Genomic DNA, 25,355 nt, shown 5'->3' with positions numbered 1-25,355 from the left:
CACTATGTACTTTCAATACAAAAATTCAACAGGACTCTCCGATGAACAAATAAGGGAAACATCTCCAAAACTCGACGAATATAAAGATAAGCTTAAGTCGGTAATACAATCGGGAACGTATGAAGCAGCGGAAAGCTCCGTAAACCTTTCAACCGATGAAACATTATTAAATACCGTACAAAATCTTGTCGAGAAAAAGAAAACCGTCACCTTGAAATACATTGTCGTAATCGGTATCGGAGGTTCAAATCTCGGCACAAAGGCAATTTACGATGCAATCCACGGATACTATGATTTATTCGAACCGGCCCGCTTCCCAAAAATGATCTTCCTTGACACTCAGGATGAAAACGTTCTTTCAAAAGTTGTTCCACTCCTCTCTTCATGCTCCTCAACGGAGGAATTTCTCATCAACGCAATCAGTAAATCTGGCGGTACGACGGAAACAATGACCAATCTCGAAGTCCTCTCCTCTTCTCTATCTCAGAAATTTTCAGACATTACCGATCGGATTGTTTTTACAACGGATGAAGGTTCGAATATGCACAAAAAAGCCACGGAACTCGGCTTTGATGCAATCCTCATGCCCAAACAGGTGGGAGGACGCTTTTCCGTCCTCTCTGCCGTTGGACTCTTCCCTCTCGCTCTGGCGGGATTTGATATTGTGAAATTACGAAGAGGTGCGGCAAATATGCGGGATATATGCGGGAAAAGAGCTTTTACAGAAGATAATCCTGCTATGATTTCGGCTTCAATCCTCTATTTATTGTCAGAGCAAGGCAAAAATATTAATGACAATTTTACGTTCCTTCCGCAGCTTGAATCATTGGGAAAATGGTACCGTCAGCTTATGGGGGAGAGTGTAGGAAAAGACGGAAAGGGGATAACTCCGACAGTCTCTGTCGGTTCAACCGATTTGCACTCGGTCGGACAGCTGTACCTTGGCGGGCCTAAAGATAAAATTACAACCTTTATATACTCAAGGGAGCAGCTCACAAACTTAGCCGTAGCGGAAAATCTACAATACAATCTTGTTCCCGTTATAAAGGGAAAAAAGATTCATTCAATCATGAATGCAATCGTACAGGGTACCAAAATTGCATATAAAAACCAGGGTTTGCCGTTCATGGAAATCGGTTTTGAGAAGACGGATGAAGAGTCATTGGGTGAATTTATGCAGTTTAAAATGATAGAAATAATGTATCTCGGACATCTGATGGATGTAAACACCTTTGATCAGCCTCATGTTGAACTCTACAAAATTGAGACAAAAAAGATTTTGGAAGAGTAATTACCGCATATTAACCGCTGTATTCACTCATCATTTACCAAAGGTTGTCAGAAAGGGGATATACGTCAGAAATCGGTTTTTGATGAGGAAATTCACGACGAAGATATTCAATGTCACGATCTGAAAGCTCCCAATCGATAGCCCCGAGGTTTTCTTCCAGGTGTTTCCAATCTCTCATAGTAGACATTGTTACCACATTGTGTTGGGAGATAAGCCAATTTATTGCTACTTGTGCCGGTGTTTTTGTATATTTTTTACCGATATCTCTCAGTATTTCCGCACCGTCTGTCAAAATAATACTTTTCTGAAGCGGTCTCCAGGCAGTAATCATGACATCGTGCAGTTGATAATATGACAGGGCCCCGTTTTTTTCGATTTCCCGTATCTCAAGGTTGTAATGAACCTGGTTCGTCACAATCTTATGACGTGCGTATTGCTGTGCCTGCTCAAACTGCTTCACGGAAAAATTACTGAGTCCGATATTCTTCACGAGTTTTTGATCCACAACGTCATCCATAGCCCGCATCGTCTCAGAAATATGGACCGATTCGTCCGGGGCGTGTATGAGGTATAAGTCAAGATATTCCGTACCTAACCGCTTCAGAGATCCGTGAACGGCATGCATAACTCCATCGTATGTCTGATTCCCGTCCAGTACTTTTGACGTCAGAAACAGACGATTTCGATCAAAACCGCTGATTGCCATACCGACCAGTTCTTCGGCATGACCGGCCGCATACATTTCAGCCGTGTCAATGTGACTAATCCCTGCCTCTATTGCACGCTTTATTGCTTCAATGTCAGCCCCATCATTATTTTCGGGATTTCGTTCTTCCCGTCCTCCCATCTGCCAAGTACCAAGTCCGAATACCGGCATTTCAAAACCGGATTTGAGCTTTTTTGTCGGAATAATCACTACCTTATTATAATTCAAATAATTCCCGCATAATTAACGAATTATTACCGCAATCAGTTACTTTTTTACATATCTCCGTAAAAGAAAAAGTCTGAAACAGTAGGATACATCATGGCTTCCGTTGCTTCATCGCGTTTTAGCCCAATGTAGCTTTCCAAAATTTCTTTTGGGAAAACGCCTGATTTTTTATACACGCTGTCTTTCTCAAAAGCATCAAGTGTTTCAAACAATGTTTTCGGCGTCTGACGGATATTTTCGGTTTCCCAGATATTTACATTGTCATACGGTCCAAATCCCATGTTTACCGGATCCATTTTCTTTTCCATACCCTCAATACCGGCGACAAGCTGAGCCGCAAAGGCAAGATACGGGTTGCAGGTCGGATCGGGACAACGGAATTCTACCCGTTTTGCTTTTTCCGAAGCATGATACATCGGGATTCTTACTGCCGCACTGCGGTTTCTGGCTGAAAAAGCAACGGCTGTCGGCGCCTCAAAATGGGGAACAAGTCTGCGATAGGAATTGACCGTAGGATTTGTCACCCCCAGTAAACCGTCAATATGCGTCAGTAATCCGGCTACATACGCATGCCCGAGATGAGAGAGTCCTCCGTATCCCTTTTTGTCGAAGAATACATTGCTTCCGTTTTTAAAGATGCTCTGGTGTGTGTGCATACCGGATCCGTTATCTCCATAAATCGGTTTGGGGAGAAAGACGGCAACGAGCCCGTGTACTTTCGCAAGATTCCGTGCTACATACTTGTAAATCATTAGTTTGTCAGCCATTGTTACCAGAGTATCGTATCTGAGATCAATTTCCACCTGTCCTGCTGCTGCAACTTCATGATGATGCACTTCAACTTCTATGCCGATTTTTTCAAGAATTTCAACCATTTCCGATCTGAATCTCTGCAGTTTGTCAAAGGGAGCAGCCGGGAAATATCCCCGCTTCATGGCCATATGATATCCGTCACCGGGAGATCGGGAATCAAAGTCATCTGCAGGAATTTCAGAGCTTTCGAGTTCAATAAGCTGTCTGTAGGGGGAGAAATGAATATTGAGGACATCAAAGAGGAAAAACTCCGCCTCAGGACCCCAATATGACGTGTCTCCGAATCCTGATTTTTTCAGATATTTCTCTGCTTTTTTTGCGATATGGCGAGGGTCTTTTTCAAACGGTTTCCCGGTCATCGGATCGACGATACCGCAGATACATGAGAGTGTTTTTTCAAAAAAAGGATCTTTAAAGATTGTTGTCGGATCGGGAAAAAGAAGCATATCGCTGTCATATATATCCTGAAAGCCGCGAATACTTGAACCGTCAAACCCGATGCCGTCTTTTATCGCTGTATTGAAGTCCCTTGCAGCAATGGTCATATGCTGCCATACTCCGCGAATATCGGTAAACTTCAGGTCTATAAACGCAACTTCTTTTGACCTAATCAAAGATGTTGCTTCTGCTAACGTAATCATAGTAATAGTGGTTGTGTTCGCGGTCGTACAAGTGAACGTGTTTATGAAATGTATTAATAAAAACCCGCAAACACAAAAACGCGTTCACTGATTTGAAGGAGCATCATTGTCCTGTCATGGATTTCACAAACACTGTGAAGTAAAGAAGAGTTCTCGCCAATGAGAAGAATACTTAGATTATAACCATGAGGAAGAAAATTTCAAGCAGACATTTCCCGCAAATTAAACGCATTATTCACGCATTCTGATCAATCTTACCGTATCCTGCCAGTTTTCTGTGCTTGTGACGGGGATTCCATACTGTCCGATACTGAAGAAGAGGTATGTTTCGGGGTGAGCGGAATCATACCAGAAATACCTGATCCCGTTTGTTTTTGCGTAGTCCTCCGAACAGTATTTCGTTTTTTCAAACATTCCTTCCAGCCCGTTGGACTGATCATAAGAGAAATCAATAATTGCCGTTGTTATTGACCCTTCTGTTTTGGTTACCGTCACATAACATCCATCTTCTTTTCCGGCCAAAAAATGCTGTGTTATTGCCTCCTCAAGCGTGGCGTCCGGATTTTTGCTGAAAACTTCCACCCATTGACCGTCCTCAGGCTCAGTATTCGTCATAAAAACATATATTTTATTTCCTGTCTCTTTTACATCAACCGATTGGATATTTTGTACTTTTTGCGGATAGAAAAAACCGATGCCGAGATCCGGAGATGAAAATGCAAGCGCTCCCGGCGGAGGAGAGGGCATAACCGTCATTTGTGCCTCTTCAAATGTGATTGTTTCCAGCATTTTATCTATTGTTTGCCTGTATTCTTTTTCGGAAGGACCGTCTGCGCTGGTTACTATTTGGTAGACGTAATCTCCTTTTTCCGTAATGTAATAGGTAAAACACCCCAATCCGCAGGTATATACTTTCAGATACTCGATGCCGTTTATCGTTTCGTTTGAAAACTCAAGAGGCTGAGACTCATCCACATGATGAGTGGTGTAATAGTCTTTTGCCCATGTCTCGTAGTCTTTTTCAACGGTAATAGGATTTGCAATTGTAAGGGTTGCTCCGTCATAAAGTTCAGTGGCTTCTCTCTGAGTTTCTCCCATGATCATGACCCCGAAGAGGTCCCCGTTTTCAAATGACTGTCCGTCTGTCTTTTTCCAATTTGGAGGATACTGGATTGAAATGCCGAAATCAGTACTTGTAAATGTTTGCCAGCCGTTTGTATCTGTATCCTGAGGAGTTGGACTTACCGCGTCAACCGCCGTGGGAGTAGGTGTCGGTTCTCCGGGTCCTTTTGCAGACTGAATATAAGCCAGTACACCCAGAACGGTAATAACGATAAAGAAGAGGACACTAAAAACTATAAGAACGGTACGTACAATCCGTTTCTGTTCGGGAGTGGGGCCGGTTTCCTGCGGCTTTGCGGATTGTTCTGGTGGTGGCGTTTGTGATTGGTCGCCAATATCGTCCATATAATAATATTACTGTAGTTATCACCCCCATACAAGAAGAATTGCATCTGCAATCTCCCTCATTGTTTTCCGTTTTTTCATTGCTTCTCGCCTTATGACCGCATATGCTTCTTTTTCTGATAATGTATTTTTATTCATAAGAATGCCCTTTGCTTTGTCAATTATTTTTCTGTCTTCCAGTTTTGTCTGAAGTGTAGACACCTGTCTTTCCAGAGCGACTTTCTGAAATGCCGATGAAACTATTTTTACCATAGCCTCTAATATCACGATTTGTTCTTTCTCGAACTCATAAGGTGAAATGTTTTGAATATTAATTACGCCGACAACACCTGACTTATCGATAATTGGAACAGAAAGAAATGCTTCATATTTGTCTTCAGGCAACTCTTTAAATTGTTTAAAACGACTATCTTTATAGGCCTCTTTCTTCAATACAACCGTTTTCTTGTGTTCGGCGACCCAGCCCGTTATGCCTTCACCCGGTCTCATCTTGATTTTGCCCAAAAGCTTGCCGTGCGGTTTTTTTGATGCCGTGAGAATAAGTTCCTGATGCGCCGTGTCATAAAAATAAATAAGACACGAATCTGCCGGAATACATTTCAGGATCAGTTTCATCAGCTTCTTCAAAAATTCACTGAAATCATATGTCTCAAATACGACCAGTTCCGAAAGAAGATTGACGGTCTCAAGTAATGAATTATTCTTAGGCATGGTTTATTATAGTAACCTTTTTTACAATATTTCCCGCAATATTAACGCAGTTTTCACGCAGGTTGTTGGTCCCGCTGCTTTGCAATATGGGGATGAAGATATTCCTGAACAATGGTTTCCGTAAAAAGGAGAATCGGGATAGCCAGAAGAACACCCAAAACGCCTCCCATACGGCCTCCGAGAAGAAGGGCAAGAAGAGTAAGAATTGGGTTTATGCCGACCGCTTTTTTCATAATCATCGGGACAATAAGGTTGTTTTCAAGCTGCTGTACTACAATGTACAGGGCAAGGGCGGAAAACCCGGCAAAATACGAACTGCTGAATCCGATAATGATAGCCGGAATAGAAGAAATCACGGGACCGATATTCGGGACAACCTCCAAAAGCCCCGCAAGCACCGCCAGGGGAAGGGCATACTTAACTCCGATCAGAACAAGTCCCAGGTATGTCAACACTCCGACAACTGTCATGAGGGTTATTTCTCCCCAAAACCATGATGACATTCTCATCTCTGCTTTCGAAAAAGTTGCGGAAATTTTATCGGCACGGTCTTTTGAGATATACCGATGAAGGAACTTATTCACCAGATTTTCCTCAATCAAAAAATAAAGACTAAAAAAGAGTGTTGCAATAACAAAAAGAGTGTTAGAAAAGAGTCCTGATATAAAACCGAACAGGTTGTTCGTAAGATTCGGGATATATGAAGTAGCGTTAGATAAATCAACATACTCTTCCAGCGACGGTGCCACTTCTTCCAGGATAAACGGAAGGCTTCTTATCAAATTGGTTGTTTCATATACAATCGGAGGGATAATAATTGAGATCAGAGACAGAAAAAACAAAATAAATGCCGAAAAAACCAATCCGATAGAAAGACCTCTCGGTACTTTTTTCGAGACGAAATAGTTAACACCCGGCCGCAGCGAACTCATGATAATAAATGCGATAAGAAGGGAAAACAGAATATCACGAACAGACCAAAGTAAATACAGAGCCAGGGGAATCAGGGTGAAAAGCGCAATGGAACGGGGAGAAATTACGATAAATGTTTTATCTTTTGCGTCCATAATATATGTATTAGTTATTATACAGTATTATCCTTCCTGTATGCGCACCGGCATAATAATATGAATAAAAGAATTGTTCTTCGGAATTTTAAAGACAACCGGAGCATCTGATCTCAACAGTTCAACTTCGATTTCTTCTGCATCGATATGATTGAGGAAATCTACAACATACTTATAATTAAATGCAACCCGGATTTGATCACCGTCAAACGATATATCCTGCGTAGTTGTGTTGTCCGCATTTGCTTCTTTTTTCGGAGACAGAACAAGTCCGTCTTTTGAGAAATCGTAGATAATAACGTTCGAGTATTCGCGTGCAAAAATTGAAATAAGCTTCGTATTTCTCAGTAAATCCTCTTTTTTTAGAACTGCTGTTGCTTTCTTTTCTTCCGGGATGACACGTTCGTAGGGAGGAAACTCTCCGTCAATAAGACGTGAGTAAAACTCCGTTTCTCCGACTTTAAACAATACTAAGTGTTCTTTTTCGGAATAGGTGAAAGATACTGTTTTTGCATCTCTGACATATCTGATAACCTCTTTCAAAAAATCGGCCGGAATAATCATGGATGAAAACGTTCCTTTTCTTTTTTCTTTTACCAAAGAAAGTCTGAAGCCGTCTGTCGCAACAAGAGTAAGATCTTCCTCAGAAGCAACAAAGTTTATCCCAGTCAAAACCGGTCTGGCGTCATCGCTCGAGGCGGTAAAAAGGAGGAACGGAAGATTATTAAGTAAGAATTCAGGCTTCACATCCTGTGCTTCTTCCTTAAGTACGGGCGGCAACGGAAAATCTTCAGCGACAATGACTGGAAAAGCTCCTTTAGTTTTTTCCTGCTGGATGACGATTGAGTTGCTTTCTATAGTGATGTTTATATCTCCCTGCTGTAAAAACTGAACAAACTCCAGTATCTTTTTCGGTTCGATTATAAGATCTATTGATTCGTCTGCTGATAGATCCGAAGATGTGTGGCAGTAAGTATTGAGGTCTGTTGCATAAAAATGAATCTTTTTCTTTTCTATATGTATATATACTCCCTGCAGAGCTGCAGATGTGTTCAGTCTATCGGAGGTAAATTTCTGGACAGTATTGATTTGATTGAAGAAGATGTCCTTATCAATTGTGAATTTCATAGTTAGTTATATATAAAATAGTAGTAATAGGAGCTGTGCATAAGTGTATAAAATAGAAAAGGGATTTTCAAGACAAAACAAACCGGCAAAAAACGTGTGTTTATAACGTGTGGAAATCATGTTGACGACTGCAATGACTTCGTTATCATTTCAATTTCATGCCTGAAAGAATCATCTTTCATACTTCTTTCACGAACCTTATTGATGGCGTGAATAACTGTAGTATGATCCTTTCTCTTTACAAGATATGCGACCTCTTCAAGGTTCAGATCAAGTTCTGTTCTGAGAAGATACATCACAATCTGACGGGCGAGCGCTATTGTACTTTTCCTCGTTGCGCCCTTAATATGTGACTGTTTTATATTGTAAAAAGAACAAACGGTTTTAATGACATCCTGCGGAGACATTCTTTTTTTGACGTGTTCTGTTTTCGCATGGAAAAAATCTTCAACAACACTCAAATCTATGCGATTCAAGTTGGAAGTAAGGGTTCGGGCGTACAATGAAAGAAGTGTCCCCTCAAGAGAACGTGTATCAAGGACGGTTTCGGCAATGATTTTTGCCGCTTCCATATCAATCGCGATGTTCTTTTCTCTTGCTTTAATGAGGAGAATGGCGGTGCGTAGCTCAAAATCGGGCTGTTGGATATCTACAATAAGACCGCCGGAGAAACGGGAACGAAGACGGTCTTCTAAATTCCTGATCTCAAAGGGTGGTCGGTCAGATGTCAAAACCACCTGTCCGCCGGCAGAGACAATACTGTTGAACGTGTGAAAAAACTCTTCCTGAACGGTTTGTTTCCCGGCCAGAAACTGAATATCATCAACAATAATAAGATTGAGGGAACGGTATTTCTTTCGGAATCGGGCAGTAGTCTTGGCACGGATTGATTCAATGAGTTCATTCATGAATTTCTCACTGGAACAGAAATACACATTGTTTTCCGAGTCCTGGTCAAGAATGACTTTGGCAATAGACTGTGCCAGATGGGTCTTACCGACCCCAACCCCCCCGTAAAAAAACAAAGGATTGTAGGATACACCCGGAGACTTGGCAACTGATTGTGCGGCAGCAAAAGCAATTTGATTCGTCGGTGAAACGGCAAAATTTTCAAAATTGTAGTTGATATTTAAACCCGACTTCCTATATATATCTTCTTTTGAGGGCTGAAAGTCCAAAAGAGGGGCTGTCCCGTCAAGTTTTTTTTCCTGTATGACGATTTCAACGGAAGTTTTTTTACCGGCCTTGAAGGAAACAAGATCTTCAATTTCCTCTTTCTTTTTATCAAGATAACTCTTAGCTCCGTTGCTACTGCAGGATAAAACCAAGATATCTCCTTTAATCTCAACTGGCTGTGCATCTTTCAGAATGGAGAAGAATATCGGATTTTTTTCTTTTTTTTCGGATATTGATTCCAAAAAAGAATCCCAAAAAGACGACAACATAGCCATAAGTGAACAATACGAATAAAATGTGGATAACTTATCCACAAATAATAAACATATTAACATCAATTTACAAGCAATCAAAATGTATCAAAAAGAAGTTAAGTGAAAACTGTTATACTCTTATGTATATCCGGTATGTTACTCGACTTATTATTCCCAAAATACTGTATAGGCTGTGCAAAACTCGGTCGGATATTGTGTGATACTTGCCGAAAAGAAATCAAACCTTCCGTCCTGGATGTTTGTCCATACTGTTACCGTAACTCACCGGGAGGAAAGACACATGAAAGGTGTCAAAAACGAAACGGACTCGACGGCGCAATCTCGATTGTCAGGTACAATGCAATCGCAAAAAAAATCGTAAAAAACATAAAATATAGACTTGCATATGATACTTTTAATCAGATTGTTGAACTTTTCCCGGATCACTGGTGGAGAACGGAGATCTTTCAGAGACTTCCCCGGGAGGAAGTACTTATTCAACCTATTCCTCTCCATTCTGCGAGGCTGAAACTGAGGGGATTCAATCAGGCAGAAATTGTTGCCCGCCATCTTTCAAAAGAAACAGGGATTTCAATAACTGACTGTCTTAAGAGAATTAAAAACACACTTCCTCAGGCAAAAATCGCAACCAGAAAAGAACGGGAGGGAAATATCAAAGGAGCATTTGCTGTGACAAATGAAGATCTCATCCGCGGGAAAACAATTATTTTAGTGGATGATATTTTCACCTCTGCAAGTACGGCTAAAGAGGCGACAACCGCATTGAAAAAAAGGGGAGCCGCAAAGGTTTTTTTGTACGCATTTGCACACGGTTCCTAATACCGCATTAGGATCATCAAAACTTCGTAAGAAACCGTTGTAAACAGTATCCTATAATGATATAATACACTCTATGGAATTCAACAAACTCGTTTCACTCGTACTCGGATTTATCGTATTGATCCTCATTTTTGTGTGGATCAGCAACCGTGTCAGACAACAGTCCACCGTTGCCGACGGGAATAATGTAACCGTGACGGTTACTCCTACCTCTACTCCCTCAGAAGCAGAGGAGAGAAGTGGTTGGAATCCTTTTGCATTCCTTTTTAACAACGAAGAAGAAACCCCGACTCCTACTCCGACAAAAGCGGGAAGTATGGTCGAAATTCTTTCGGGAACACCGACTACAACACCGGTTCAGATAAAAGTAGTTGAAAGCGGTTCCCAAACTGGAACACCGAACAACGGAACAAAGACGATCACCTATGTAAATACAAACAATACTAAAGGTGGCGTTAATCAAATTCCGGAAACAGGTGCCGCAACACTCATGTTGCCCCTCTCTCTTGCCGCAATGACTGCAGGCATTTACCTGAGAAGAAAATAATAGACAGGTAAGACTTCGATAAGAAACACTTCTTTTGTTATATCATTACGCAATCATTGGATTGATTTTTGTTTTTTTGTCTGCAATAATGTGTGCAATTACTATTTGAATATATGTATGGCAGTAAAAAAAACAACTGATACTCCTGAAAGAAGCGCAAAAAACAAAGCTATTGACCTTGCAATTGAACAAATTCAGAAACAATTCGGGAAGGGTTCGATTATGAAAATGGGAGAAGGACCCTCCACCGTTGTAGAAACCATATCAACACGAATTCTTCCACTTGATATTGCCCTCGGCGTAGGAGGAATTCCTAAAGGAAGAATTATTGAAATATACGGTCCCGAAGCTTCAGGTAAAACAACCATTACGCTCTCGATTGTCTCTCAAGTACAGCAATCAGGCGGGACAGCCGCATTTGTAGACGCTGAACATGCTCTTGATCCTGCCTGGGCAGAGGTTTTGGGAGTGAACCTTGATGAATTGTTGATATCTCAGCCGGATACCGGAGAGCAAGCCTTGGAAATAACGGAAACATTGGTCCGCTCGGGAGCAGTTGATCTTATTGTAGTTGACTCTGTTGCCGCACTTGTGCCGCGCGCTGAGATTGAAGGTGAAATGGGAGATGCTCAAATGGGACTTCAGGCAAGACTTATGTCCCAGGCGTTGAGAAAACTTACAGCAGTCGTATCAAAATCAAAAACTACCATTATCTTCACCAACCAGCTTCGTATGAAGATCGGAGTAATGTTCGGAAACCCGGAAACAACAACGGGAGGGATGGCTCTTAAATTTTACGCATCCGTGCGCATGGATGTCCGCAAAATCCAAACACTCAAAAAAGGCGACGAAGTACTCGGTGCCCGTGTGCGCGTGAAAGTCGTCAAAAATAAGATTGCACCTCCTTTTAAAAAAGCAGAATTTTCAATATTACCCGACGGAGTTGATAATCTCGGATCTCTGGTGGATATTGCTGCTGAGAAGAACATTTTGGATAAAAGCGGTGCCTTTTACAAATACGGAGGAACCGTTGTCGGCCAGGGAATGGAGCAGACGAAGGAAACTCTCAAGCAGGATGACAAACTGAGACAGGAGCTGACAAAGAAAGTCTATGAAGTTCTGGATGTCAAAAAAGCAAAAACAGAGAAGATTGATATAAAAGCGGAATAAGTCATCAGAATATGTCAAAAGAACATAAAGATAAGCTTCTTAATAAAGCATATTTTTATCTTTATCTTCGCCAAAGAAGCGAAAAAGAAATGCTTGATTACCTGAAAAAAAAGGCCGATCAATATCACGCAACTGATGATGATATTAAAGAGGTCATGCATGAACTGAAACTTCAGAAGTATCTTAATGATGATTTATTTATTGAATCTTATGTCAGATATCGGACTACCGCAAAACCTAAAGGTATGTACGCTCTGAGGTTGGAACTTCTTAAAAAAGGCCTGCCGGAGGAAAAAATAAGTGCTTACTTTGAGAAAAGCGAAATACATGAAGATTTTTTAGCAAAAGAAGCACTCAAGAAAGCATGGGCACGGTATAAAAATCTTGATCCTCTCAAGCGAAAAAAGCGCGCAATTGATTTTCTTTCCCGCCGCGGATTCTCATTCGATACCGCAAAAGAAGCACTGGATGAACTCGAAAAAAATATGGAATAGAACGATTGTATTGAAGAAACAGGTAAGAGGAGGTACAATAGAAGGGTTAATAATTGATGAAGTTGGGTGTTAACAACATAAATTAACTTATATTAGTATGCGACTACAAATCTTTTTATCTTATTACAACAATACAAAAACATCATAATTCCTGGCAATACAGGAACTTGGTTCTGATGCAGAACTCTTCTGCATATTGTATATAGAAAGAGATCTCGGTACGCATACATACTTCCACCCCTTCACCACACAAATTGTATGTTTAAGTCACTCATAAATTCCATCTTCAAACAAGAAAGACAGGAAGAGATAATAAAAGCAAAGCAGCAGGCAAAGGAAGTCATTTTGCATGCTACTGAGGAAGCGTTAAAAATCAAGCAGGATGCTGAAAAAGAAGCCCGCAAAATCATGAGCGATAGTCTTGAAATTGAAAAAAGACTGTCCCGTAAAGAGCAAACGATTGCGGAACGTGAAAAAGCCGCTCAAAGTAAAGAGCAAAGTCTTCGTGATAAAGAACAGCTTGCCGAAAAAAGAAGAAAAGAATATGAAGAATCCAAAGATAAAATCATTATAAAGCTTGAAAAAATTGCTCAGATGACGAAAGATGAAGCACGAAAGCTGCTTCTTACAGCTTGGGAAGACAAGCTGAAAGGAGAAATCGCTAAAAAAATTCGTGAGTCAGAAGAAGAAATCCAGAAAACAGCATCCGAAAAAGCAAAGGAAATTCTTGTTGATTCCATGCGCTACGGAGCAACTGATTATGTTTCTGAATACACATTAGCAGTCATTCAACTCCCAAGCGACGACTACAAAGGAAGAATAATCGGCAAAGACGGTCGAAATATTCGGGCTTTTGAGCTTGCAACGGGTGTTGATGTTGATCTGGAAGAAGAAGGTGTTATTCGCATATCTTCATTTGATGCAGTCCGCCGTGAGATTGCCCGAGTCTCAATGGAGAAGCTTATCAAAGACGGACGTATTCAGCCGCAGCGAATTGAAGAAATTGTTAAGAAAGTACGAAAAGAAGTTGATGAAACAATCTATAAAGCAGGTGAAGATTTAGTTCATCGCGTAGGTGTGTTCAATTTACCGCATGAGCTGGTGAAACTTCTCGGACACTTTAAGTTCAGGTACTCATACGGTCAGAATATGATCCTTCATACCCTTGAAGAAACCCGTATCGGTATAGCAATAGCACAGGAACTCAAAGCAGATGTGAATACCGTAAAAATCGGTTGTCTCCTGCATGATATCGGGAAAGTTGTGACGGATAAAGAAGGTTCTCATGTCGATCTCGGTGTGGAGCTATTGAAAAAACACGGTTTTGCAAAGAAAGTAGTGGACTGTGTAGCTGCTCATCATGAAGACATTCCGTTTCCATCTATAGAAGCAATCATTGTGTATATTGCTGATGCAGTCTCAGGAGGACGGCCCGGTGCAAGGCATGAAGACTTTCAAGAATATCTGAAAAGAATCAAAACAATCGAGGAAACGGCAACAAAACAAAAAGGAGTGCGTGAAGCATATGCTTTGCAGGCCGGTCGTGAGCTTCGGGTTATCGTCAGACCTGATGAAATCTCAGATGATGATGCGACCATTTTGGCATCAAAACTAAAAGAGGAATTAGAGAAAAAATTCGATGTATTCCCCGGGCAGATAAAGATCACAGTGCTCCGGGAATACCGTGCTGAAGCGACGGCAAAGTACAATTGATATAGATTGTAGCAATACGATCAACTAAGTACGGATTGACAAGAGGCCCAGTAGGAGATAAGCTGTAAAGGAGATTATGTTATATCTTACTCCTACGCTCTATCTTCGTCCATCAGACGATCGGCCTATGGCTGAAGAGAGTAGAAGCATACACAGTCAAAGAAGGGAGGTGAAATAATACATGACAAAAGCTGACCTTATTGCTCAAGTAGCAAAAAGAGCCGGACTCACCTCCAAAGCAGCAAAAGATGCAGTCAATGCAGTCTTTGACACAGTCGCTGAAGCAATGGAGCGAGGTGAAAAAGTAGTGGTTACTGGTTTCGGAACATTCCTCGTAAGAGGACGAGCAGCCAGAAAAGGACGCAATCCTCAAACTGGTGCAGAAATCAAAATCCCTGCAACAAAAACACCGGGCTTTACCGCTGGTAAAAGTCTTAAAAGAAGAGTTAAATAACTCGTAAATATAGCCCCGCTCACATCGAAGATTTTTTCAAGAAAGAGCGGGGTTATTATTTACATAATTTTGGTTTATGAAACAGTTCGTTATTATTGTTCTTGCGTTTCTGTCTGCACTTTTTTTCGTTCCTTCGATTTACAACATTACGCAATCTCAATCCATCAATATAGAAGAAAAAGAAGTTCTTTACCAGCTTCCGTATCCCGGTTTGCTGCCGGACCATCCGCTGTATCTTGTCAAAGTAATGCGTGACAATATCCTTCTTTTCACAACCCGTGACAACTACAAAAAGGCTAATTTGTATCTGCATCTTTCTGATAAACATATGTCCGCCGCCATGGAGCTTGCTAATAAAGGGACAGAGCAGCTTGCTATAAAAGAACTGATGAAAGCCGAGGACAAATTCCTGCACATCCCAGAGCTTCTTAAAGAAGTAAAAGAACAGGGCGGTTCATACCCGAGTGATTTCATGCCGGAGCTGTATCAAAGCAATGCAAAACACAAACAAGTTATAACCGATGTTATGGAAAAAACGACACAGGCAGAAATAGATACCCTCCAATCACTTCTTAAAAAAAATGAAGAGGCAAAATCTTCCCTCGACAAACTCCGATAAAAAGGCGTTCTTTACGGAAAAAACGTTGTATTTTACCCAAAATGTGGTATAGTAATAACCTATCCCCAAACGGGGGAAGGAGAATAATTTATGGCAAAAAATCAACCAAAAAAACAAACAACAACAGGAAAGGAGGCCCATCCCATGGAAGCGCTGCTTCAGAATCAGGCAGTGTCAAACATACAAAAAGGAAAAGAAATGGATGCCCGCATTCTTACTCTTTCCAAGAAAAATGTGTTGTTTGATGTCGGTGCTAAAGCACACGCAGTCCTCGGTGAAAAAGAACTGAAGGAAATTACTACATACCTTCCATACTTGAAAGAAGGAGACAAAGTACATGTCCGTATCATCTCAGAAGAATCACGGGAGGGCTTTCCGGTTGTTTCCATGAGAACTTTCTTTGAAAAGGGTAAATGGGACATCCTGCAGCAGAAAAAGAAAAATGAAGAAGATATTGATGTCATCTGCGGTGAATATGGGAAAGGCGGCGTATTTGTCGATTTTATGGGTATCCGCGGAGTAATCCCGAAGATCCAACTCACAACAGACTTCCTGGAGGATCCGTCAAAACTTGAAGGACAGAGAATTAAAGTAAAAGTGCTTGAAGTTGATGAAGAAAAAAACCGACTTGTCGTTTCTCAGAAAGCGGCAGTACTGAATATTTCACAGAAAGACCTTAAAGAAAGATTTGATAAAATCAAACTTAACGAAGAGTATGAAGCAACCGTACTTGGTGTTTCGGAATTCGGCATTTTCTGTGAAGTAAACGGTGTCGAAGGACTGGTTCACATCTCAGAAATTTCCTGGGAAAAGGTAACCAATGCATCCGTGTACGTCAAACAGGGTGAAAAGATCAAGGTTCTTGTCGTTGAAAAGAACGAAGACGATCTGAAACTCAATCTTTCCATAAAAAGACTCGAAAATGATCCGTGGAAAGAAATAGAGGAAAAATATCCGAAAGAGAAAGAGCATGCCGGAGAGATCGTCAGAAAAGAACGATATGGATATTTTGTCAGATTGGAACCCGGTGTTGAAGGACTTATTCATGTAAGTAAGCTTTCAGGTCAAGAGGAATTCAAGATGGGAGACAAAGTCAAAGTCTTTATTGAAAGAATCAATAAAAAAGACAGAAGAATGAGTCTTATCTTGCCTCAAAGTGAAAAGCCGGTCTTCTACCGCTAAATATGAATTTCGGAAAGGCAGCTTGACTAAAAATCAGGCTGCCTTTTTTAGTGTGTAAAATGCTTAAGAGAGGGGAAGGGAATCAATCCACACCGTAAGTTTTTTTGTTTCTTCTTGAGGATTAAAGTAAAAATTATCCAGCTTCAGTGTTTCTCCGATATTTTTTGCTCCGCGTTTTGTAAAAAAGTCCTCAAGGGTATCAATGGCAAGGCAGAAATGGGCATAACTTGAGTCTCCCAATCCCACAAAAGCGCATGAAAGGGCAGAAAAATCATCGTTTGTGTGCTCGTCCATATATTGTAAAAATGCCATATGAGGCTGACCTTCCTGTCCTCGGTCAAACCAGCTCGGTGTGGCGAAGATTACCAGATCATGTTTCTCATTCATAAACCCCATATTATCTTTCATTCTCGTTATGTTGACGGTATGACCTTTCTCAGTCAGCTGTTTGGCAATAATACCGGAAACGGTTTCCGTCGAACTTGAGTAAGTTTCATAAATAGTGAGAATATTCATGTGCTATTTTTTCTCTGCCCAAAAGAAGGTGCAACCTTCTTTTCCGACAACGGCAGAATGTGTAATATTGCCGGGAATTACTATTTTATCGTATTTTTTACATAGATATTTCTGGTTCTGAACTACAACCTGCAACTCTCCCTGAAGTACTGCAATAAGCTTTGTTTCGGGATGTTCATGAGGAGAGTACACATACCCGGGAGCATTACTTATACGAAGCGGTACGAAACCCTCCTTCTTTATGTGATGTTCGATTTCTTCGTCGGAAAGATTCTTATAGAAAAGAGGAGAATGCATAAAGAAATTAATCTGTATCTTCATCAACGCCCCAGTGGCCCGGTTCTCCGACCTCAACACCGCCTTCATTATCTTCATCAACAACATTCTCATCTTCTTCGTTATCAACAATATCTGCCATATCATCATCACTTTCATCAAGGGGGTTTTCACCTGCAATATCCGTCGTTTCTTCCTCGTCTGTTTCCAGACCGTCGAAATCACGCTGAAGATCAACGGTATAGTATTCACCGTTTTCGGGAATAATATCCTGTACTCCGTGGTCTTTCAAATCCTTATCCTGATTTTGTGTGTCATCTTTTTGCTTTTGCATATGTTCTATAGTATTGCAGAGATGAATTAAAATGACAAGGAAATAGTGTAAAATGTTGGTAAGAAGGAGTATACAATTTATCTTCGTCGTATGAATGAATCCTGTGCAGTCCCGTCTGAGGAACGCACTTCCCGTACTCAGCGTATCATTACAGCAATCCTTATATCTATCATTGTGATGGCGGGATATCTGATGCTCACTGAGGTGAACGTCATTCCTCCAATTGATAATGTTAAACTTACATTACCAGTTGTTTTCGTCTTGGGGCTTGTTGCTTCAATATCTTCTTGTATGGCAACATCAGGGACTGTATTTTTGTCGACGATCGGAAGATTAAATACGAATAAAATTTGGCCGGCACTGGCGTTTAATATCGGGAGAGTGGGTGCATATGCATTGTTTGGTTTCCTGTTGGGATGGGTCGGGCAAAAAGTAAGCGTGAATTACCAGAATGCGGTTTTACTAAATATGACAGTCAGTGCCGTTATGGTTTTTATTGCTCTTGATATGTTGGGGATTGTATCACTTTCATCAATACTTCCGAATAAACGGTTTACCAAAGTTTTTTGGAAAATTGAACAGCTATTTGCTAAGCAGCCAAAAAAAACGGCTCTTCTTTTGGGAGCACTCACCTATTATTTGCCCTGCGGATTTTCCCAGACCGTTCAGGTCTTTGCGTTGGGCACAGCCGACCCATGGTATAGCATGATGCTGATGGGAGTCTTTGCTTTGGGAACCGTCCCTGCCTTAATGGCACTTAGTTTTACGTCATTCTTTACCAAAACATCCTGGTATCCCTGGTTTATGAAAACGGTGGCGGTTACGATCATTCTTGCCAGTGTGGGGTATATTATCAACACAGTCAGATTGTATACAGATATCGGTAATTTCGGGGGAGAAAGCTATACGAAAAAAGAAGGTAGTGTAAGCTTTGAAAACGGATTTCAGGTAGTGAAAATGGATGTCTTATCAGACGGTTATCATCCGAACACGTTTCGGCTTCAGAGAAACATTCCCGTCAAGTGGATCGTAAACGGGATTAATGTATACGGATGTCAGGGCTTCCTCAATGTTCCGAAACTCGGGATAGCTCAGGCGCTCGAACCAGGTGACAATATTTTTGAGTTTGTGCCGAAAGAGACAGGAACGATCAGTTTTTCATGCAGCACCAATGCAAGGCAGGGGGTTCTTTACGTTTTGTAAAGTCCGTTTTTTTCATAATGATCTTTTAGTATTGTGTAGTTTTTCGCATGCGCTCTGAATGTAAAATCAAAGATATCTCCGATAAGAGGAATACTTCCGAGAGCAAAATCAAGTCCCAAGTTCCAAAGCATTTCAAAGAGTTTGTTGATGGGAATATTTATCCGCAGGCCAATCCAGACAAAATATAGGCCGAGAATGACGGTAATAATATCCCCGGCACCCGCAACAAGACCGACTATGGGATCAATTCCGAATTCAAATCCGAATAGTTTAAAACGGCGTTCAAGAATATCCGTCATGACTTTTGCGGTCCAAAGGTGTTTTTCCATAGGGTATAGCTTAGCAGAGAAGTGTAAACGGAACGTAAATATTAGTTTTTTTCTTTTTTAATTTCATCAATATCCTGATGAAATTCTTTTTTCAATTGTTCGACCGCCTGTTTTATTTTTTCTTCTGACTTCTCAATTTTTTCTTTAAGAAGGTTCCATACGGAGTCATGATTTTCATTATGAACATGTGAAAGGAACATTTTTTTATCCTCTTCAGGAAGTTCTGACAGGACTGTATCGATTACGACGTGATGAATTGTAGAGTGAACAATTTCAACCAGTTCATCTTTCTCATGTTTGTGCATGGGAAGAGTATCAAGTTCCGTATAAATGGTTTCGATTTCGACTAAATGTGTGTAAAAGTGTTTTTTCATAAATATGAATAGGTCGCGCCTCAGTATCACGTTTTTTTACTCTGTGGGCGTGCTCATCCGATAATGATCGGATTGCGCACCTCCCAAGTCGTTCAAAACGGATACTTTCGCCGCTTCTTTGTTATAACTCAACCGGCCCTAACCGAATTTTATCTTCAGGATCGTCGATAAAAAAGTATAACACGGGGCCTTTTGCTCCGCCGTCTTTCCGTTCAAGATGTGCCATCACTTCAGGCGATCCTCCCAGGTGTTTGCCGGTAAACGGCGCCGGGCCGGCATCGCCGATCACAACCACTATGGCTTTCCCGTTTTCCGGATTGACAACCAGCATTTTCCTGTATTTAAAAAACTTGTATAGTTCATTCGGATTTTCCTGCCAACCCGGTGCAAGAAAAGTCTGTACGGCAATATAATATTTTTCGCGATCAACATCCCGTTGGGTCATAGTATCCCGTGAATCGGTAAAATATCCCCATGCTCCGCGTCCCGGAGCCATCCCTGAAGACCAGTATTTCGTATCTTCGCTTGACTGAAAGTGCGTGTCCATGGTATCCCCCGGGTATCTCATCAGATGCTGCTCAGCACCGATTATGCCGTAGCTCCTGTTGAGGCTTTTGCCTTCAAGTGTGGAGGAAACAGTCATATTAAAAAAGGTTGATAATGTATGGCCTACTGCGATTTGTTGTTCTGCCGACAATTCCTGCACGGTCTCGGGAAGCTGGGCTTTGAGCTGACTGATAAGGTCCTCTTTCGTGTATGCTTTCCGTTCTTCTGCAGGAGGGGGAGGCAGGAGGTTCTGAGTGAGGACGGTTGCATTCGCAGGGTGTGCCAGCATCAAAAGTCCTGTCATGGAGCCCACGGCAATATGTTTTGAGTTATCACCGATCCACTTCATGGATTCAGTGTGCTTTTCTTTAATCTTTTTTTGGATCTCCTGATGTTTTTTGATCCATCGTTTTTTAAGTGCGTTGAAATGGTGAGTCTGTGGATGCTTTGACATAGTCATTATGAGGATTGTTCTTCACTTTGTGACATCATCGAGGCAAGCTTATTATTTATTACTTCTACTTTGACGGGGCGTACCATCTGGATCCCGAGCGAGGCAATTTTGTAGCCCACATTCAATAAAAACATCATCAGAAAATAATATACGGTAATGTTCAGCATTTTGTATATGGCTTCCGGGCTGATTACTTCAAGGCCGGGAATACTACCTGAACCGGAATCGAGTAGTGCCGAAATGTCCCCTTGCTGCAATTTTTCCAGAAGATCTGTCGTAGATGGTTGTGTTTTCGCTGAGGTTTTTTCAACTTTAAAAACCTGAATCGGTGTTGCTTTCCCAGTAAAGACGGAAAAAATCTGGAAGGTGGTAATAATGATCATAATAATTCCGATTCCAAGAAGGGTATATCCGATTATTCGTTCAGACATAGATGTCGTAAATTATAAGTATAGTTCCATGATACACGAAAATATGGTACAGTAATACACTACTATGCACGACTTCTCAACACCCATGATGCAGCAGTACATGGAAGTGAAAAAGCAGTATCCGGATTGTCTGTTGTTTTTTCGCATGGGGGACTTCTATGAGCTGTTTTTAGAAGATGCCGAGATCGGTGCAAAGGCTCTTGAGATCACGCTCACCAGTCGTGCGCGCGGGCAGGACGGCCGGATACCAATGGCCGGAGTTCCGTATCATGCGGTGGATTCATACCTTGCGAAACTTATTAAATCAGGATTTAAAGTCGCAATCTGTGAACAGGTAAGTCTTCCTGATGGAAAAGGATTGGTTGACCGGAAGGTAATTCGCATTGTCACGCCTGGTACTGTCCTTGATGATCAATCACTTAACCAAAAGGAAAATAATTATATTATGTCTTTGTTCTTTCACAACAACACGATAGGCTTTGCCCTTGCTGATCTGACGACAGGACATTTTCATATGACGCAGTTTGACGGTGCGGACGGCACTGTCCTTGATGATGAGATCGTGCGGTTGAGACCGTCTGAATGTGTCCTTTTTGACGAACAATACAATGATCCAGATATTCTAGGTCGTCTTTCCCGACATGACGGACTCAACATCAATACCTTCGGGTCTTCGAAACAGTTCAAAATGAAAGCCCGGGAGATATTGTCAGCACAGTTCGGCCGTCAGATCGAACTTTTTGATGTCTCAAAAGACAAACGGGCTGTTTACGCAGCTGGCCTTCTGCTGCATTATTTGCAGTACACCCAAAAAAGCAGTATTCCTCATTTTAAAACTATAACTCATGTACCGAAAGCGCATCATATGTATCTTGATCGGGCAACGATCATCAATCTTGAATTGTTTTCGACGATCAGAAACAGAGAGACTCGCGGAAGTCTGATTCAGTACCTTGACAGGACTGCGACTGCCATGGGCGGCCGGAAACTGCGGACCTGGCTTAAAAATCCTCTCATTGAAAAAAATGAAATACTTAAAAGGCACGAAGCAGTAGAGGAATTGTTAAAAAATCACGACATCAGGAAATCTCTGCGCGAGCATTTGCGGCAGACTCACGATGTTGAGCGTACCATTGCCCGAATATCTCTTGAAGCTGGGAATGCCCGTGATTTGGTCAGTCTTCAGGATTCCTTGTCTCATATTTTTCAAATAAAAAAAGCGATTGCAAAAGCGAAAAGTCCTTTGCTGCAGGAGCTGTATAAGTCAGTCGATGAAAAAGTACAGGAAATAATTACGTTTATTGAAAAACATATTGTTCGTGATCCTCCGTTTGACCTGAAACAAGGCGGCCTTATCAAAGAGGGAGTGGATTCAACTTTGGACAAACTGCGCAGCATAATCGCAAAAGACAAAGAATGGCTTCAAATTCTGGAAAAGCAGGAACAGGAGAAAACCGGAATATCATCTCTTAAAGTAAAGTTCAATTCGGTATTCGGCTACTACATTGAGATAAGTAAATCGAATTTGCATTTGGTTCCGGAAGAATATATCAGAAAGCAGACTTTAGTAAACGGGGAACGGTATATTACCCAGGAATTAAAAGAAAAAGAAGAGTCTATTCTGACGGGAGAAGAGAAATCACACGACATGGAATATGCAATTTTTTGTGAAGTCCGTGAGTGGGTGGTTGATCGTATTACGTTGATACAGCAGGCAGCGGATGCCATTGCGGTACTTGATTGTTTGTTGACATTTGCGGATATTGCCGAGCAGGAGCAATTTGTCAGACCGATACTTACCGACGAGAATGCCATTACCATTATGGCCGGCCGACATCCGGTTGTTGAGTCAATCTTTGAGGATCGGCAGTTTGTGCCGAATGATGCGCTTCTTGATGACGGAAAGCATCAGGTGACAATTATAACCGGCCCCAATATGGCCGGAAAATCCGTTTTCTTGCGGCAGGTTGCAACAATAGTTTTGTTAAGCCAAATCGGTTCGTTCGTGCCGGCAAAAGAAGCAAAGCTCTGCGTCGTTGACAGAATCTTTGTCAGAAGCGGGGCATCCGATATGATCGCAGACGGGCTATCCACGTTCATGGTGGAGATGGTAGAAAGTGCACAAATTCTGCACAAAGCAACATCAAAAAGTCTCGTGATTATGGATGAAATCGGAAGAGGAACAAGTACCTACGACGGTATCAGTATTGCCTGGGCAGTTGCCGAGTATTTAGTTACGGGTACGGAAAAACCCAAAACTCTTTTTGCAACTCATTATCATGAACTCCAGGAGTTGGAGGACAACTATCCTGACCGCATTTCCAATGCTCATATGGCAGTTACGGACCAGGACGGGGAACCGGTATTTCTGTAACGATACAGGAAGGGGCGGCATCTCATAGTTACGGTGTGGCGGTTGCCAAACAGGCCGGCCTTCCCGAAACAGTCATTGATACTGCCTGGAATAAGCTTCATGAGCTTGAAACCGGTGAAAAAAGGACAAAAAAGCAAACTAAAGTTTCACAAAAGAATAAAACGACAGTTGAAAAGAAATTACAATCTTTGGATATTAACGGACTTACACCTCTTGATGCCATCAACATTCTCGATGAGTTGAAAAAGTCAGTGTAAGATATAAGCTATGGGAATTATTCATCACCTTCCTGATCATCTGATCAACCAAATAGCCGCCGGTGAGGTGATTGAACGGCCGGTTTACATCCTGAAAGAGCTTCTTGACAATGCAATAGATGCTTCTGCAAAATCGATTATTATCAGGCTGTCAGGTTTCGGGATGGAGGCAATTGAAGTTATTGATGACGGAATCGGTATGACCCGGGAAGATATAGAACTCTCATATCTCCGGCACACTACCAGTAAGATCTATGATGAAGATGATCTTCAAAACATTCAATCGTTCGGTTTCCGCGGTGAAGCTTTGGCGAGTATCGCATCAGTATGCCGTCTTTCTATAGCAAGCCGCACTCCCGATGATATCGCCGGGTACCGAGTCATTATTGAAAACGGAAAAAAAACGGATGCCAGAATTGTCCCTATGCCTCAAGGTACCGATATCTCGGTCAGTCATATTTTTACCAAAACTCCCGCCCGAAAAAAATTTTTACGATCGGAGCAGACTGAATATCGACACATTATATCCATGATCAGCTCGTACGCACTGAGTTTTCCCGCAATCAGATTTCAGATTTTTCATAACAATAAACTGACTGCAACATATCCCGCTGTCTCGGATTTTGAAGCACGGTTGGAGCTTCTTCTTCCCGGATCCGTTTTGAAAGAACTTATTCCCGTGAGTGAAGTGCAGGAATATCTTTCTCTGTCAGGATATATATCAAAACCACAACTTACCTACAAAACGACGAAACAGTATTTTTTGTATTTAAACGGACGGCCTATCACAGATACGACAATAGCAGGTGCCATTAAAGATGCCTACGGGACGCTCCTTTCACCGACTGATTATCCGCAAGTGATCATACATCTTGAAATTCCACATCATCTGGTCGATGTAAATGTCCATCCGAGAAAAGAGGAGGTGAAGTTCATGCAACCGAAAGCAGTCTATCAGGCGGTGTATGACGGTATTGTCAAAAGCTTGAAGAGTCAAAACCTAAGATTTTATGATAAAAGGTGGCAGAATACGGAGAATGCTCCCGAACTTCAGATCCGGGACGGAGGAACACAGACATATGCTGCGCACAGACTCAAAGAGCAAGTCCTAGGATCACCGAAAGATTTTGATACGAAAGATCTTATGCAGATCCATGACACATATATCCTGTTACAGGCGAAAGGCGGCTTGCTTCTTATTGATCAGCATGCAGCACATGAGCGAGTGTTATATGAACGGTTCCTCAAGGCATATGAAGAAGGACTCTCCCAAAAAGATATTTATACGTACAAACAACCAATATCACTGGATTTGTCGCTATCGGAACAGGAAACGGTAAAAGAATATCAGGAACGTATTATAAAATTCGGAATTATGCTGCAAGCTAATAATAATAAATGGGAGCTTTGTTCCGTTCCTGATCTGATGAAAGACCGTGATCCCTTGTCTCTTCTGAGGGAGATGCTCGAGATCCTGCAGGAAAGCGAGAGCATGCAAACCGTAGATTCCTATGCTCATAAGATGATTACTTACCTGGCATGTCGAAGCGCTATTAAGGCAGGAGATCCGCTCACAAAAGTACGGATGAAAGAACTTATTGATTCTCTGAAGAATGTAGAGAACCCCTATACCTGTCCCCACGGAAGACCGCTTCAAGTATCAGTTGATCTAAAAACTATCGACAAGATGTTTAAGCGGTAACATTGTCTTGTAGTAAATTTATCCACAGGATGTGGATAAATTGATTTTCAATATATAA

General features: G+C 41.6%; 27 protein-coding genes. 13 read left to right on the top strand and 14 right to left on the bottom strand.

All coding sequences use genetic code 11. The annotated features are described in order from the left end of the window. Nucleotides 1–4 precede the first annotated feature (4 nt). Nucleotides 5–1,291: a hypothetical protein gene (locus IPM65_02750; GenBank protein QQS44492.1), complete on the top strand. Its 1,287-nt coding sequence runs from the start codon at nucleotides 5–7 to the stop codon at nucleotides 1,289–1,291. A gap of 34 nt (nucleotides 1,292–1,325) precedes the next feature. On the opposite strand, the gene IPM65_02745 is transcribed toward IPM65_02750, so the two are convergent. The 7 genes from IPM65_02745 to dnaA all read right to left on the bottom strand — a co-directional run bounded on the left by IPM65_02745 (nucleotide 1,326) and on the right by dnaA (nucleotide 9,497). Then, entirely contained in the window at nucleotides 1,326–2,207 is an 882-nt protein-coding gene (locus tag IPM65_02745) for an aldo/keto reductase (GenBank protein ID QQS44491.1), read from the bottom strand. A 65-nt stretch (nucleotides 2,208–2,272) separates the two neighbouring features. After that, the gene (gene glnA / locus IPM65_02740) at nucleotides 2,273–3,679 is read right to left on the bottom strand and encodes a type I glutamate--ammonia ligase (GenBank protein ID QQS44490.1); all 1,407 of its coding nucleotides are present in this window, start codon (nucleotides 3,677–3,679) and stop codon (nucleotides 2,273–2,275) included. A 231-nt stretch (nucleotides 3,680–3,910) separates the two neighbouring features. Further along, nucleotides 3,911–5,146, bottom strand: a complete 1,236-nt coding sequence (locus IPM65_02735) for a hypothetical protein (GenBank protein ID QQS44489.1) — start codon at nucleotides 5,144–5,146, stop codon at nucleotides 3,911–3,913. A 21-nt stretch (nucleotides 5,147–5,167) separates the two neighbouring features. After that, nucleotides 5,168–5,857 (bottom strand): ANTAR domain-containing protein, encoded by a 690-nt coding sequence (locus tag IPM65_02730; GenBank protein ID QQS44488.1) that lies wholly within the window; start codon nucleotides 5,855–5,857, stop codon nucleotides 5,168–5,170. 53 nt (nucleotides 5,858–5,910) lie between these two features. Then, entirely contained in the window at nucleotides 5,911–6,924 is a 1,014-nt protein-coding gene (locus IPM65_02725; GenBank protein ID QQS44487.1) for an AI-2E family transporter, read from the bottom strand. Between the two features lie 27 nt (nucleotides 6,925–6,951). Further along, nucleotides 6,952–8,052 (bottom strand): DNA polymerase III subunit beta, encoded by a 1,101-nt coding sequence (gene dnaN, locus IPM65_02720; protein ID QQS44486.1) that lies wholly within the window; start codon nucleotides 8,050–8,052, stop codon nucleotides 6,952–6,954. A gap of 116 nt (nucleotides 8,053–8,168) precedes the next feature. Beyond that, on the bottom strand, nucleotides 8,169–9,497 hold the full coding sequence (dnaA, locus tag IPM65_02715) for a chromosomal replication initiator protein DnaA (GenBank protein ID QQS44485.1): 1,329 nt from the start codon (nucleotides 9,495–9,497) through the stop codon (nucleotides 8,169–8,171). A gap of 138 nt (nucleotides 9,498–9,635) precedes the next feature. Here dnaA and IPM65_02710 point away from each other — a divergent pair, with 138 nt between their 5' ends. The 8 genes from IPM65_02710 (at nucleotide 9,636) to IPM65_02675 (ending at nucleotide 16,501) form a co-directional block, all read left to right on the top strand. Next, nucleotides 9,636–10,322, top strand: a complete 687-nt coding sequence (locus IPM65_02710) for a ComF family protein (GenBank protein ID QQS44484.1) — start codon at nucleotides 9,636–9,638, stop codon at nucleotides 10,320–10,322. Between the two features lie 73 nt (nucleotides 10,323–10,395). After that, nucleotides 10,396–10,869: a hypothetical protein gene (locus IPM65_02705; protein QQS44483.1), complete on the top strand. Its 474-nt coding sequence runs from the start codon at nucleotides 10,396–10,398 to the stop codon at nucleotides 10,867–10,869. 117 nt (nucleotides 10,870–10,986) lie between these two features. Further along, on the top strand, nucleotides 10,987–12,039 hold the full coding sequence (gene recA / locus IPM65_02700; protein ID QQS44482.1) for a recombinase RecA: 1,053 nt from the start codon (nucleotides 10,987–10,989) through the stop codon (nucleotides 12,037–12,039). Nucleotides 12,040–12,050: 11 nt separating this feature from the next. Next, nucleotides 12,051–12,533 (top strand): regulatory protein RecX, encoded by a 483-nt coding sequence (locus IPM65_02695; GenBank protein QQS44481.1) that lies wholly within the window; start codon nucleotides 12,051–12,053, stop codon nucleotides 12,531–12,533. A 258-nt stretch (nucleotides 12,534–12,791) separates the two neighbouring features. Continuing rightward, a complete protein-coding gene (rny, locus tag IPM65_02690; GenBank protein ID QQS44480.1) occupies nucleotides 12,792–14,246 on the top strand; it encodes a ribonuclease Y in 1,455 nt (484 codons plus the stop codon). A 181-nt stretch (nucleotides 14,247–14,427) separates the two neighbouring features. Further along, nucleotides 14,428–14,700, top strand: coding sequence for an HU family DNA-binding protein (locus IPM65_02685; protein ID QQS44479.1), 273 nt, complete (start codon nucleotides 14,428–14,430; stop codon nucleotides 14,698–14,700). Between the two features lie 76 nt (nucleotides 14,701–14,776). Further along, nucleotides 14,777–15,319 (top strand): hypothetical protein, encoded by a 543-nt coding sequence (locus IPM65_02680; protein QQS44478.1) that lies wholly within the window; start codon nucleotides 14,777–14,779, stop codon nucleotides 15,317–15,319. Nucleotides 15,320–15,409: 90 nt separating this feature from the next. Further along, nucleotides 15,410–16,501, top strand: a complete 1,092-nt coding sequence (locus IPM65_02675) for a S1 RNA-binding domain-containing protein (protein QQS44477.1) — start codon at nucleotides 15,410–15,412, stop codon at nucleotides 16,499–16,501. A 63-nt stretch (nucleotides 16,502–16,564) separates the two neighbouring features. Here the strand turns inward: IPM65_02675 and IPM65_02670 are convergent, their stop codons facing one another. The 3 genes from IPM65_02670 to IPM65_02660 are packed head-to-tail and all read right to left on the bottom strand — an operon-like array spanning nucleotide 16,565 to nucleotide 17,627. Then, on the bottom strand, nucleotides 16,565–17,017 hold the full coding sequence (locus IPM65_02670; protein QQS44476.1) for a flavodoxin-like domain-containing protein: 453 nt from the start codon (nucleotides 17,015–17,017) through the stop codon (nucleotides 16,565–16,567). Nucleotides 17,018–17,020: 3 nt separating this feature from the next. Further along, nucleotides 17,021–17,314 carry an AraC family ligand binding domain-containing protein gene (locus IPM65_02665; GenBank protein ID QQS44475.1) on the bottom strand — a complete coding sequence of 98 codons (294 nt, stop codon included), beginning with the start codon at nucleotides 17,312–17,314 and terminating at the stop codon, nucleotides 17,021–17,023. A 7-nt stretch (nucleotides 17,315–17,321) separates the two neighbouring features. Continuing rightward, nucleotides 17,322–17,627 (bottom strand): hypothetical protein, encoded by a 306-nt coding sequence (locus IPM65_02660; GenBank protein ID QQS44474.1) that lies wholly within the window; start codon nucleotides 17,625–17,627, stop codon nucleotides 17,322–17,324. Nucleotides 17,628–17,717: 90 nt separating this feature from the next. On the opposite strand from IPM65_02660, the gene IPM65_02655 reads away from it, so the two are divergent. Continuing rightward, a complete protein-coding gene (locus IPM65_02655; GenBank protein ID QQS44473.1) occupies nucleotides 17,718–18,830 on the top strand; it encodes a sulfite exporter TauE/SafE family protein in 1,113 nt (370 codons plus the stop codon). On the opposite strand, the gene IPM65_02650 is transcribed toward IPM65_02655, so the two are convergent. The 4 genes from IPM65_02650 to IPM65_02635 all read right to left on the bottom strand — a co-directional run bounded on the left by IPM65_02650 (nucleotide 18,818) and on the right by IPM65_02635 (nucleotide 20,964). Then, nucleotides 18,818–19,159: a DUF4112 domain-containing protein gene (locus IPM65_02650; GenBank protein QQS44472.1), complete on the bottom strand. Its 342-nt coding sequence runs from the start codon at nucleotides 19,157–19,159 to the stop codon at nucleotides 18,818–18,820. The two genes, IPM65_02655 and IPM65_02650, sit on opposite strands and share 13 nt — an antisense overlap. A gap of 41 nt (nucleotides 19,160–19,200) precedes the next feature. Continuing rightward, on the bottom strand, nucleotides 19,201–19,533 hold the full coding sequence (locus IPM65_02645; GenBank protein QQS44471.1) for a hypothetical protein: 333 nt from the start codon (nucleotides 19,531–19,533) through the stop codon (nucleotides 19,201–19,203). 121 nt (nucleotides 19,534–19,654) lie between these two features. Then, the gene (locus IPM65_02640; protein ID QQS44470.1) at nucleotides 19,655–20,533 is read right to left on the bottom strand and encodes a hypothetical protein; all 879 of its coding nucleotides are present in this window, start codon (nucleotides 20,531–20,533) and stop codon (nucleotides 19,655–19,657) included. 5 nt (nucleotides 20,534–20,538) lie between these two features. After that, entirely contained in the window at nucleotides 20,539–20,964 is a 426-nt protein-coding gene (locus IPM65_02635) for a hypothetical protein (protein ID QQS44469.1), read from the bottom strand. 64 nt (nucleotides 20,965–21,028) lie between these two features. On the opposite strand from IPM65_02635, the gene mutS reads away from it, so the two are divergent. Genes mutS through mutL form a run of 3 tightly spaced genes read left to right on the top strand, consistent with a single transcriptional unit; the run spans nucleotide 21,029 to nucleotide 25,297 of the window. Beyond that, nucleotides 21,029–23,338 (top strand): DNA mismatch repair protein MutS, encoded by a 2,310-nt coding sequence (gene mutS, locus IPM65_02630; GenBank protein ID QQS44468.1) that lies wholly within the window; start codon nucleotides 21,029–21,031, stop codon nucleotides 23,336–23,338. 35 nt (nucleotides 23,339–23,373) lie between these two features. Continuing rightward, nucleotides 23,374–23,595: a hypothetical protein gene (locus IPM65_02625; GenBank protein ID QQS44467.1), complete on the top strand. Its 222-nt coding sequence runs from the start codon at nucleotides 23,374–23,376 to the stop codon at nucleotides 23,593–23,595. Between the two features lie 10 nt (nucleotides 23,596–23,605). Further along, nucleotides 23,606–25,297: a DNA mismatch repair endonuclease MutL gene (mutL, locus tag IPM65_02620; protein ID QQS44466.1), complete on the top strand. Its 1,692-nt coding sequence runs from the start codon at nucleotides 23,606–23,608 to the stop codon at nucleotides 25,295–25,297. Nucleotides 25,298–25,355: the final 58 nt, after the last annotated feature.

Source organism: Candidatus Roizmanbacteria bacterium (genome assembly GCA_016700135.1).
In the GTDB taxonomy this organism is placed as follows: domain Bacteria; phylum Patescibacteriota; class Microgenomatia; order UBA1406; family GWC2-37-13; genus UBA1450.
This window is presented reverse-complemented; position numbering and strand designations above follow the sequence as displayed.